The 10,995-nt window shown below is 69.4% G+C and carries 13 protein-coding genes and 1 tRNA gene; 10 read left to right on the plus strand and 4 right to left on the minus strand.

The window, feature by feature from the left end; all coding sequences use genetic code 11:
* Positions 1–112: 112 nt before the first annotated feature.
* The 4 genes from LDO11_RS11660 to LDO11_RS11675 form a co-directional block, all read right to left on the minus strand.
* Positions 113–619: a DNA methyltransferase gene (locus LDO11_RS11660; RefSeq protein WP_232141703.1), complete on the minus strand. Its 507-nt coding sequence runs from the start codon at positions 617–619 to the stop codon at positions 113–115.
* Positions 620–671: 52 nt separating this feature from the next.
* Positions 672–1,061 carry a type II toxin-antitoxin system VapC family toxin gene (locus tag LDO11_RS11665; RefSeq protein ID WP_232141704.1) on the minus strand — a complete coding sequence of 130 codons (390 nt, stop codon included), beginning with the start codon at positions 1,059–1,061 and terminating at the stop codon, positions 672–674.
* Positions 1,062–1,101: 40 nt separating this feature from the next.
* Positions 1,102–1,350, minus strand: coding sequence for a type II toxin -antitoxin system TacA 1-like antitoxin (locus LDO11_RS11670; protein WP_232141705.1), 249 nt, complete (start codon positions 1,348–1,350; stop codon positions 1,102–1,104).
* Between the two features lie 134 nt (positions 1,351–1,484).
* Positions 1,485–1,560 (minus strand) — tRNA-Lys (locus LDO11_RS11675).
* A 288-nt stretch (positions 1,561–1,848) separates the two neighbouring features.
* Here LDO11_RS11675 and ccoN point away from each other — a divergent pair.
* The 10 genes from ccoN to LDO11_RS11725 are packed head-to-tail and all read left to right on the plus strand — an operon-like array spanning position 1,849 to position 10,856.
* Positions 1,849–3,300, plus strand: coding sequence for a cytochrome-c oxidase, cbb3-type subunit I (gene ccoN, locus LDO11_RS11680; protein WP_232141715.1), 1,452 nt, complete (start codon positions 1,849–1,851; stop codon positions 3,298–3,300).
* 13 nt (positions 3,301–3,313) lie between these two features.
* The gene (gene ccoO, locus LDO11_RS11685; protein WP_232141706.1) at positions 3,314–3,931 is read left to right on the plus strand and encodes a cytochrome-c oxidase, cbb3-type subunit II; all 618 of its coding nucleotides are present in this window, start codon (positions 3,314–3,316) and stop codon (positions 3,929–3,931) included.
* 1 nt (position 3,932) lies between these two features.
* Positions 3,933–4,133, plus strand: coding sequence for a cbb3-type cytochrome oxidase subunit 3 (locus LDO11_RS11690; protein ID WP_232141707.1), 201 nt, complete (start codon positions 3,933–3,935; stop codon positions 4,131–4,133).
* Positions 4,130–5,065, plus strand: coding sequence for a cytochrome-c oxidase, cbb3-type subunit III (ccoP, locus tag LDO11_RS11695; RefSeq protein WP_232141708.1), 936 nt, complete (start codon positions 4,130–4,132; stop codon positions 5,063–5,065). The genes LDO11_RS11690 and ccoP overlap by 4 nt, the downstream gene beginning before the upstream one ends.
* Positions 5,062–5,358 carry a hypothetical protein gene (locus LDO11_RS11700; RefSeq protein ID WP_232141709.1) on the plus strand — a complete coding sequence of 99 codons (297 nt, stop codon included), beginning with the start codon at positions 5,062–5,064 and terminating at the stop codon, positions 5,356–5,358. Before ccoP ends, LDO11_RS11700 begins: the two co-directional genes overlap by 4 nt.
* A 7-nt stretch (positions 5,359–5,365) precedes the next feature.
* A complete protein-coding gene (locus LDO11_RS11705; RefSeq protein ID WP_232141710.1) occupies positions 5,366–6,916 on the plus strand; it encodes a 4Fe-4S dicluster domain-containing protein in 1,551 nt (516 codons plus the stop codon).
* Positions 6,913–7,428: a FixH family protein gene (locus LDO11_RS11710; protein ID WP_232141711.1), complete on the plus strand. Its 516-nt coding sequence runs from the start codon at positions 6,913–6,915 to the stop codon at positions 7,426–7,428. Before LDO11_RS11705 ends, LDO11_RS11710 begins: the two co-directional genes overlap by 4 nt.
* Positions 7,425–9,908 (plus strand): heavy metal translocating P-type ATPase, encoded by a 2,484-nt coding sequence (locus LDO11_RS11715; RefSeq protein ID WP_232141712.1) that lies wholly within the window; start codon positions 7,425–7,427, stop codon positions 9,906–9,908. The genes LDO11_RS11710 and LDO11_RS11715 overlap by 4 nt, the downstream gene beginning before the upstream one ends.
* On the plus strand, positions 9,905–10,138 hold the full coding sequence (gene ccoS, locus LDO11_RS11720) for a cbb3-type cytochrome oxidase assembly protein CcoS (RefSeq protein WP_232141713.1): 234 nt from the start codon (positions 9,905–9,907) through the stop codon (positions 10,136–10,138). Before LDO11_RS11715 ends, ccoS begins: the two co-directional genes overlap by 4 nt.
* Entirely contained in the window at positions 10,128–10,856 is a 729-nt protein-coding gene (locus tag LDO11_RS11725) for a sulfite exporter TauE/SafE family protein (RefSeq protein WP_232141714.1), read from the plus strand. Before ccoS ends, LDO11_RS11725 begins: the two co-directional genes overlap by 11 nt.
* Positions 10,857–10,995 lie beyond the last annotated feature (139 nt).

The following is a 10,995-nucleotide window of genomic DNA, read 5'->3' on the forward strand; positions in this document are numbered from 1 at the left end:
AAGCCCGCCAGAACAGGCCGGAAACGGCCGAAATCCGACCTGAAATCGATGAAAATCGCTGCCCGACACAATATTGATGCTCGTGTGGCGGCAAAAGCAGCATCAGGGCGTGTTATTCAGATGATCCCTTGGGGTTGAGGCGAGCCACGATGCGACCGAGGTTGTTCTGTGATCCAAAGATTTCTTCAAGCATCAGTTCAAGTCGATGCCCTTCGTGGTCGTCAATCGTGAGGAACATAATTCCCGTGTCGCTCAACAACTCATGCAGCAGCTTCAACCGCGGCCACATCATGCACAGCCACTTGTCGTGGCGCAGCATGTCCTCGCCGTTGACCGGGTTGCCGTTCAGCCATTCCTTGATCAGCGGACTGCTGACGTTGTCGTTGTACGCCCAGCCCTCGTTGCCGGTGTTATAGGGCGGGTCGATGAACACCAGGTCCACCTTGCCGGCGTAGCGCGGCAGCAGGCTCTTGAGCGCGTGCAGGTTGTCGCCCTGGATGATCAGGTTCTCCGGATCGTCGCCGCAGGACCTCTTCGCATCCGGCACCAGCGGCCGGAACGGCACGGTCAGGTGGTGGTTGTAGACGAATTCCTTGCCCTTGAAGTGCAGCTCCGGCATTGCGGTCCCCTGGTGGATCGTGCCGATGCAGGATCGGCTGGCATGGCCCGGGTTACGGGCAGATGAGTTCAAGCTTCGGATAGTACGTGCGGTAGCGCTTCGCATCCCGCGTCAGCAGCGCCATGCCCTCGATGGCAGCATGGGCGCCGATGTAGAAGTCCGGCAGCGGCGAGGTCCGCGCGCCTTTCGCGCGGCGGTACTGCAGGAAGGCCTTGCCAGCGAGAAAACCGGCCTCCCACGGCAGTTCCAGACGGGTGAAGGCATCGGCCGGCAGGGCGGCGTCCAGTTCCTCGATGCGCTCGAAGCCCACCGAGACCTCGGCGTAGATGATGGGGTTGATGCACAGCTCGGTGCCGTCGGCGCAGGCATCGAGCTGCGCCGCCGACCATTCGTACCAGTCCGGATCGTCCGTCAGCACGTCCAGCAGGACGTTGGCGTCCACCAAGACGCGCCTGGCTCCGGCCGGCGTCGCGGCGGGCTCGTCAGTCGCCACGGGTCAGCTGCATGATCTCGTCGGTGCCCATGCGCGCCGTCGCGCGGCCGCGCAGCCGCGCAGCCAAGCCGCCTCGGCGGGTTTTGGGCGGATGGGCGATGGTCGTGTCGGCCTCGCGCAGCGCGGCCTCGCGCACGAAGGTGGCCACCGGCATGCCGTGCAGCTCGGCGGCGCGGCGCAGGCGGTTCTTGTCCTCGACGCTCAGGCGCAGGTCGAGACGATCGGCGGTTGCGGTCATGTTGGCCTCCAAGTGCGTACGGCAGGCTACCGTACATGAAGGCAGGACGCGTGGACATCACAGTGGACCATGGCGTTCAACACCGGAAAGCGTACGCCCGGCCAGCGGCCCCCCGAGCAGGCGACTGGCGCGAGTGGTGGGTCGTGATGGATTCGAACCATCGACCAGCGGATTAAAAGTCCGATGCTCTACCGACTGAGCTAACGACCCGTGAGCTGCAAGGCCGGCGGCGCCGGCGTGCAATCGCGGTGCGATTTTGCCACAGAGTGCCGGCTTCGCGTCGAATCGGGTGCACGGATACGCGCGATCGCGCGGCCGGCACGGATCGTGCATCGTGTCGCATGGCGCGGCCTCCGGCCCCGACCGGGCCGTTATCGCATGCTACAAACCGTGTGCGGTTGATCTCGATCAACCCGCCACCTCACGCGGGCGGCGACAATACGCCCGAACCAGGAGATCTGCATGGATTCCACACACTTGGCGCCTACCGACGACGGGATGGCGTCGGCTGCTGCCGTACGCAACGAGTACTACAACGACCGCGTCGTGCTCCAGTTCGCCGTTGCCACGGTGGTCTGGGGCGTGATCGGCATGCTGGTGGGCGTGGTGATCGCCGCCCAGCTGTACTGGCCGACGATGACCGACGGCATCTCCTGGCTGAGCTACGGCCGCCTGCGCCCGCTGCACACCAACGCGGTGATCTTCGCGTTCGGCGGCAGCGCGCTGATGGCCACCAGCCTGCACGTCGTACAGCGCACCTGCCATGTGCGGCTGCTGTCCGACAGGTTGGCCGCATTCGTCTTCTGGGGCTGGCAGGCGGTGATCGTGGCCGCGGTCATCACCCTGCCGATGGGCCTGACCCAGGGCAAGGAATACGCCGAGCTGGAATGGCCGATCGACATCCTGATCGCCGCGGTGTGGGTGTCGTACGCGGTGCTGTTCATCGGCACGATCGCGAAGCGCCGGGTGCGCCACATCTACGTGGCGAACTGGTTCTATGCCGCCTTCATCATCGCGGTGGCGCTGCTGCACATCGTCAACAACATCGCGCTGCCGGTGAGCCTGGGCAAGTCGTACCAGGTCTATACCGGCGCCGTGGATGCGATGGTGCAGTGGTGGTACGGGCACAACGCGGTCGGTTTCTTCCTGACCGCCGGCTTCCTCGGGATGATGTACTACTACGTGCCCAAGCAGGCCGGGCGCCCGATCTATTCCTACCGCCTGTCGATCGTGCACTTCTGGGCGCTGATCGCGGTGTACATGTGGGCCGGCCCGCACCACCTGCACTACACCGCGCTGCCGGACTGGGCCCAGTCGGTGGGCATGGTGTTCTCGCTGATCCTGCTGGCGCCCAGCTGGGGCGGCGCGATCAACGGGATCATGACCCTGTCGGGTGTGTGGCACAAACTGCGCACCGACCCGGTGCTGAAGTTCCTGATCGTGGCGATCAGCTTCTACATGATCGCCACCTTCGAGGGCCCGATGATGTCGATCAAGACGGTCAACTCGCTGTCGCACTACACCGACTGGACGATCGGCCACGTGCACGCCGGCGCACTCGGCTGGGTGGCGATGATCTCGATCGGCTCGCTGTATTCGATGCTGCCGCGCGTGCTCGGCCTGCCGAACATGTATTCGGTGCGCTGGATGGACCTGCACTTCTGGGTGCACACCCTGGGCGTGGTGCTCTACATCGTGGCGATGTGGATCGCCGGCGTGATGCAGGGCCTGATGTGGCGCGCCACCAACGACGACGGGATGCTGACCTACAGCTTCGTCGAGTCGCTGGCGGTCACCTATCCCTACTACATGGTGCGACTGGTCGGCGGGGTGCTGGTGGTCGCGGGCATGCTGGTGATGGCCGCCAACGTGTGGAAGACCTTCGCCATGGCGCGCGGCAACGGCCCGGTGCGCAATCCCGTGCTGGCGCCTGCCGCCAACCACGCCTGATCCGGAGCGACCGATGAGCAACAACCCGCACGAGAAGATCGAGAAGAACGTCGGCCTGATGGCGGTGCTGATCGCGGTGGTGGTCTCCTTCGGCGGCCTCGCCGAGATCATCCCGGTGATGTACCAGGCCGAGGCCATCGAGCCGCTGCCCGGCGTCGAGCCCTATCCCGCGCTGGAGCTGGCCGGGCGCGACGTGTACGTGCGCGAGGGCTGCTACAACTGCCACTCGCAGATGGTGCGCACGCTGCGCTTCGAGACCGAGCGCTACGGCCACTACTCGCTGGCCGGCGAGTCGGTCTACGACCGCCCTTTCCAGTGGGGTTCCAAGCGCACCGGGCCGGACCTCGCCCGCGTCGGCGGCCGATATTCCGACGACTGGCACCGCGTGCACCTGATCAACCCGCGCGACGTGGTGCCGGAATCCAACATGCCGTCCTACCCGTGGCTGGAGAACACCCTGGTCAGCGCCGGCGACGTGACCCGTCGCATGCGTGCGCTGCAGACCCTGGGCGACCCGTATACCGACGAGCAGATCGCCGCCGCCACCGACGACGTGCGTGGCCGCACCGAGCTCGATGCGGTGGTCGCCTACCTCCAGGGCCTTGGCCGCCACGCACCGAAGGGGCGCTGAGATGGTCTCGGGAATCGTGACGCTGGTCCTGCTGCTGCTGTTCGTCGGCGGCTGGATCTGGGCCTGGAGCCCGCGGCGCAAGCGTGACTTCGACGAGGCCGCGCAGCTGCCGCTGGCGGACGACGAGGTACCGCCCGCGGATCGCGCGGCGGATGACATCCACGACGGCAACGGCAACAAGAACGGGGAAAGCGCGCGATGAGCACTGGATGGTCGTGGTACGTCATCGTCCTGGTGGTACTCAACATCGCCGGCTGCGCGTGGCTGCTGTGGTGGACGGCTCGCCGTCGCCCGGGCGACCCGGCACCGACCGACACCAGCCACGTCTGGGACGGCGACATCACCGAGTACAACAAGCCACTGCCGAAGTGGTGGATCAACATGTTCTACCTGACCATCGTCTTCGCCGTGGGCTACCTGGCGTGGTACGGCGGGTTCGGTGGCTACGACGGCTACAGCGGCTGGAGCTCGGCCTCCGAGCATGACCGCGAGCTGGCGCAGAACGCAGCGCGCATGGAGGAGACCTTCTCGATGTACGCCGGCCGTGGTCCGGAGGAACTGGCCGCCGATCCGGTGGCGCTGGCGATCGGCCGCTCGGTGTTCACCAACACCTGCGCCACCTGCCACGGCTCCGGCGGCCGCGGTGCGATCGGCTATCCCGACCTCGGCGACGACTCCTGGCAGTGGGGCGGCGAACCGGAGCAGATCCTCACCAGCATCCTCGACGGCCGCGAGGGCGTGATGCCGCCATGGGGTCAGGTGCTGACGGGCATGGGCGGCGACACCGCGATGACCGCGATCGTCGCCTACACCCGCTCGCTGTCACAGCCGGCCAACCGCAACGACTACTTCGCCGCCCGCGGCAAGCAGCTCTACGAGGGCGTGTGCGTGGCCTGCCATGGCATCGACGGCACCGGCAACGAAGCGATCGGCGCGCCGGACCTGACCGACGGCTACTGGCTGTACGGCGGCAGCCCCGAGGCGATCCACCGCAGCATCGCGCAGGGCCGGCACGGCGTCATGCCGGCGCATCGCGACCTGCTCGGCGAAACCCGCGCGCGACTGGTCGCGGCCTATGTGTGGTCGCTGTCCAACCCGGCCGGCGGCACGGCCGCGGCGGCGGGTGTGCAATGACCGGGGGGCCCCCGGTCTTCGACCATCCACCGCGCCCGCTGGCGCAGAAGCTCGGCGCGATCCTCTGGCCGAGCTTCTTCGCCGCGGGAGTGGCGACGATGGCGTTCTTTGCCCATGTCGATCCACTCGCGCTGCGCGACATGACCTTCCCCGGACTGGCGATCACCCGCGGACTCGGCTACACGGCCGGGTTTTTCGCGTTCTGGGCGGCCACCGCCGCGTCGAGCCTGTTCACCTGGTGGCTGCTGCGCCCGGCCAGCCGCTTCAACCGCGCCCTGCCGCGGGACGATTGAGTAAGAGATGTCCGCTCGCATTCCCCTGAAGATGGTCGATGACAACGAGGGCAGCCTCTACGTCAGCGAAGGCAAGATCCACCCGCGCGAGGTCTCCGGCCCGCTCGACCGGCTGCGCAAGGTCGCGGTGGTGTGGCTGCTGGGAATGTTCTACGCGTTCCCGTGGCTGCGCTGGGATGGCCGCCAGGCGGTGCTGTTCGACCTGCCGGCGCGCCAGTTCCATGTGTTCGGGCTGACGTTCTGGCCGCAGGACTTCGTGTTCCTCGCCCTGCTGCTGATCATGGCCGCGCTGGCCCTGTTCTTCTTCACCGCGCTGGCCGGGCGGCTGTGGTGCGGCTACGCCTGCCCGCAGACGGTGTGGACCGAAGTCTTCATCTGGATGGAGCGCTGGACCGAGGGCGACCGCGCCAAACGGATCAAACTCGACGCCGCGCCGTGGACGGGCGAAAAGCTGCTGCGCAAGGGTGCCAAGCACGCGCTGTGGCTGGTGTTCGCGCTGTGGACCGGCTTCACCTTCGTCGGCTTCTTCACCCCGATCACCGACCTCGCCGCGCGCGTGGTGCCGTTCGCCTGGGGTGGCTGGGAAATCTTCTGGGTGCTGTTCTACGCACTCGCCACCTGGGGCAACGCCGGCTTCCTGCGCGAGCAGGTCTGCAAGTACATGTGCCCGTACGCGCGCTTCCAGGGCGCGATGTTCGACCGCAACACGCTGATCATCGCCTACGACCCGATGCGCGGCGAACCGCGCGGCCCGCGCAGGCGCGGGCTGGCCAGCGTGCTGGAGCGCGCGCGCGGCCTGATCGACAACCTCACCGCCTACGACTACGTGTTCCGCGCCAGCAAGCATCCGTCGGCGGCCACCGCCAGTGCGCAGGCACGCGGCACCATCACCTGGGACGGCGATCTCGGCGAGGTGCAGCCGCTGCCGAAATTCCAGTTCGAGGAACTGGGCGATTGCATCGACTGCACGATGTGCGTGCAGGTGTGCCCGACCGGCATCGATATCCGCAACGGCCTGCAGTACGAGTGCATCGCCTGCGGCGCCTGCATCGACGCCTGCAATGGCGTGATGGAGAAGATGGGCTACCCGCACGGGCTGATCCGCTACTCCACCCAGAACGCCATCGACGGCAAGCCGACGCGCGTGCTGCGGCCGCGGGTGCTGGTGTACGGCGCCATCCTGCTCGCGGTGATCGCGGCCTGGGCGTGGGGCGTGAGCGCGCGCAGCCCGCTGATCGCCGAGGTGCTGCGCGACCGCAATGCGCTGTACCGCGAGACCGCGACCGGGGTCGAGAACGGCTACGTGCTCAAGCTGGTGAACAAGTCGAACGACGCGACCGCCTATCGTGTGCAGCTGGATGGCGACGTGGCCGGCATGCAGCTGATCGGCGACGGCAACGCGGTGACCCTGCAGCCGCAGCAGGTGCTGTCGCTGCCGCTCACGGTGACCGCACCGGCGGGCACCTCCGGGCGCCATGACGTGCAGTTCGTGGTGGAGGCGGTCGAGGGGGACACCCGCGCCGTGGTGGACAGCAGTTTCTTCGGACCAACGCAATGACCGACAAGACCGCCTTCTGGCGCAACCCCGTGCTGATGCTGGTATTCATCCTGCCGGCGGTGGCCATCATCGCCGGCATCGGCCTGGTGGTGATCGCCGTGCGCAGTGGCGGCTCCGATTCGGTCACCGAGAACGTGCGCCGCAGCGCGCAGGTGCAGACCGCCGACCTCGGCCCGGATGCCGTCGCCCAGCGCGAGCGGCTCTCCGCGGTGATGCGCGTGGATATGGAACAGGGCGCGGTCGAGGTGCTGCCGGTCACCGGCCGCTACGAGCGCGGCGCGCCACTGCAGCTGACCCTGGTGCACCCGGTGCGCGCAGCCCAGGACATCTCCCTCGAACTGGTGCCCAGCGAGACCGGCTGGCGCTCGGAGGCGGAGGTCGACGTCGGCCACGACTGGAACCTGCGGCTGGCGCCCGCCGACGCCGGCTGGCGCCTGCAGGGCCGGCTGCTGCGTGGGCAGTTGGCCGCGCACCTGCACCCGGCGCTGCAGGACGCCGCGGATACGCCATGAGCGCGACCCTGTCCGTCGGCGCTGCATCGGCAGCGGCACGGGCCATCACCGGCGACTGCCACCATTGCGGCGAAGCGCTGCCTGCACAGCCCTCGCTGCTCGCCATCGACGGCATCACCCGTGGTTTCTGCTGCGATGGCTGCGCGGCCGCCGCGCAGTGGATCGACGAGGCACACCTGGGCGACTACTACCGGCTGCGCACCGCCCCGGCCACACGCATCGACGCCGGCGCCGCCGACTTCGCGCTGTGGGACCGCGAGGAAGTGCAGGCCGAACACGCACGCGACATACCGGGCGGGCGCGAGATCACCCTGCTCACCGACGGCATGCGCTGCGCCGCCTGCGCATGGTTGATCGACCGCGTGCTGGCGCGCGAACCCGGCGTCATCGACAGCGGCGCCAACGCGGTCACCGGGCGCATCCGCGTGGCCTGGGACCCGGCGCGCACCACGCTGTCGGCACCGCTGGCGCGGCTGGCGGCACTCGGTTACCGGCCGTACCTCGCCACCGGCGAGGCGCGCGAGCGCGAACGCCGGCGCCAGCGCAACCGCGACCTGCTGCGCATCGGCATCGCCGGGCTGGGTGCCATGCAGGCGATGATGATGGCCGAGGCGCTGTACCTGGACGTCTCCGGCAGCATGCCGCTGGCCACCCGCGACTTCTTCCGCTGGCTGACCTTCCTGCTGTCGACGCCGGTGGTGTTCTATGCCGGTTGGCCGTTCATCGCCGGCGCCTGGCGCGAGCTGTCGCAGCGCAGGCTCGGCATGGACGTGCTGATCGCCGGCTCCACCCTGCTGGCCTGGGGCGCGAGCGTGTTCGAGACCGTGCGCGGCGGCACCCACGTCTGGTACGACGCCGCGGTGATGTTCGTGTTCCTGCTGCTGCTGGCACGGATGCTGGAACAACGCGCACGTGCGCGTGCCAGCGCGCAGGTCGATGCCCTGGCACGGGCGCGCCCGGCATTCGCCGAGCGCGAACGCGACGACGGCAGCCGCGAGACGGTGCCGGTGGCGGCGCTGTCGCGTGGCGACACCGCCTGCGTGGCGGTGGGTGGCGTGGTGCCGGCCGACGGCATCCTGCTGGAGCCATCGCACTTCGAGGAAGCCCTGCTGACCGGCGAATGGACTGCGGTGGCCCGCGCCGCCGGCGAGCGCGTCTATGCCGGCACGCTGTGCCGCGAACGGCCCGCGCGCCTGCGCGTCGACGAGACCGGCGCCGGCACCCGGCTGTCGCAACTGACCGCGCTGGTGGAATCGGCGCAGGCGCAGCGCCCACCGCTCGCTCTCGCCGGCGAGCGCATCGCCCATCATTTCGTCGCCGCACTGCTGTTGACCGCGGTCTGCGTGTACATCGGCTGGCGCATCCACGATCCGTCACGCGCGCTCGAGGTGGTGCTCGCACTGCTGGTGATCAGCTGCCCCTGCGCACTCGCCCTGGCGGTGCCGACCGCGCTGGCCACCGCGCACGGTGCACTGGCGAGGATCGGCGTGCTGGCACTGGGCGAACGCGCGCTGGAGCGGCTGGCAATGGCCACCGACATCGTGTTCGACAAGACCGGTACCCTCAGCGACGGGCGACCGCAGCTGGCCGGCGTGGAGGCCTTCGATGGTTTCGATCGCGACCAGGCGCTGGGGATCGCCGCCGCACTCGAACGCGACAGCGGGCATCCGCTGGCGCAGGCGTTCACCGGCATCGACACCGCGCTGGCCGCGACCGGGCTGCAGGCGCATGCCGGCGCCGGCGTCGAAGGCCTGGTCGATGGGCGGCAGTGGCGGCTGGGCACTGCGGGCTTCGCCGCCGGCCGGGCCGACAGCGATGGCATCTGGCTGGGTGACGGCCGCCGCGCGGTTGCGCGCTTCCGCATCCAGGAAGCCGCGCGTGACGATGCCGCCGCGGCGATCGCGCAGCTGCGTGCGCTGGGCCTGCGCGTGCATCTGTCCAGCGGCGACGCCGATGCACCGGTGCAGGCATTCGCCACGCGCCTGGGCATCGAACATGCACACGCGCGGCAACGGCCGGAGGACAAGCTGGCGTATGCGCGCGCGCTGCAGGCGGATTCACGCGTGGTGGCGATGGTCGGCGATGGCATCAACGATGCACCGGTGCTGGCCGGCGCCGACGTCTCGCTGGCAATGGCCGAAGGCGCGCCGCTGGCGCAGCAGTCGGCGGACCTCGTGCTGACCGGGCGCACCCTGCAGCGCGTGCCGCAGGCGATCGTCATCGCCCGGCGCACGCGCCAGGTGGTGCGGCAGAACCTCGCCTGGGCCGCTGGCTACAACGTCGTCGCGGTGCCGCTGGCCGCGGCGGGCTGGGTGACCCCGTGGCTGGCCGCGCTGGGCATGGCGCTGTCGTCGCTGCTGGTGGTGGGCAACGCGCTGCGGCTGTCCGCCATGCCCGCGGGCGGGTTCGACCCGCGGACACCTTCTCCGGTGCCCGGCGTGGCGGTGGATCCGCAACAACTCGAGGCCGGCGCGCAATGAACATCCTGCTGCTGCTGATCCCGATCAGCCTGGTGCTGCTGCTGGCGGCCGTCGCGGCGTTCGTGTGGGCGGTGCGGCGTGGCCAGTTCGACGACCTCGACAGCCCGGCCATCGACATCCTGGTCGACGAGCCGGCGCCGGAACGCACGCCGCGCGACGACGGCACCGGCAGGGACGCGCCTCCCGCCGCCACCCCTCCAGCCGCCGCACGCGACGACGATGCCGGTTGACTGGCTGACGCTGGGCGCGGCTCTGCTGGCCGGGCTGATGGGCGGGGTGCACTGCGCGGCGATGTGTGGCGGCATCGCCACCGGCTTCTCGGCGATGTCGCCCGGCGGCGGCTGGCGCATGGCGCTGGAGCCCAACCTCGGCCGCGTCGGCGGCTACGTCATCGCCGGTGCGATCGCCGGTGGCCTCGGCCACGGCATCCTCTCGCTGGCGCGGGTGGACTGGCTGGCCTGGGGTCTGCGTGCGGCGGTGGGGCTGGTGCTGGTGGTGGTGGCGCTGCGTCTGCTCGACCGCGGCGGCCGCCTGCGGCTGATGTCGCGTCCCGCCAATGGCCTGTGGACGCGGCTGCGGCCCCTGCAGCAGCGCCTGCTGCCGGCCAACACCACGCCGCGACGCATCGGGCTGGGCGTGCTGTGGGGCTGGCTGCCCTGCGGGCTCAGCACCACCCTCCTCGCCGCCGCCTGGCTGCAGGCCGATGCGCGCAACGGCGCGTTGACGATGCTGGCCTTCGGGCTGGGCACCCTGCCGCTGATGGTGCCGCTGACCTGGTCCGGCGCGCGCGTGGGCCGCTGGCTGCAGCAGCCGCGCCTGCGCACCACCGCGGGCGTGCTGGTGCTGGCCGCGGGCCTGCTCACCATCGCCGCACCCTGGTTGATGCAGGTGCCGGCGCTGCATGGCGTCCTGGTCGCGCTGGGCTGCGTGCCGCCCGGATATTCCTAGGGTCTCAGGCCCTTTCTCGGGCTTGAAAGGGAAGCTCCAGGCAGCCCACCGCGGCCACAGGGGGATGCCCAGCCGGATATCTCCGCGTCCTGCTCCCACATCCGGCCGCCGGCCATCCATGGCCGGCTCTGGACATCCC

This window comes from Alterluteimonas muca, from assembly GCF_021191595.1.
Classification (GTDB): Bacteria; Pseudomonadota; Gammaproteobacteria; order Xanthomonadales; family Xanthomonadaceae; genus Luteimonas; species Luteimonas muca.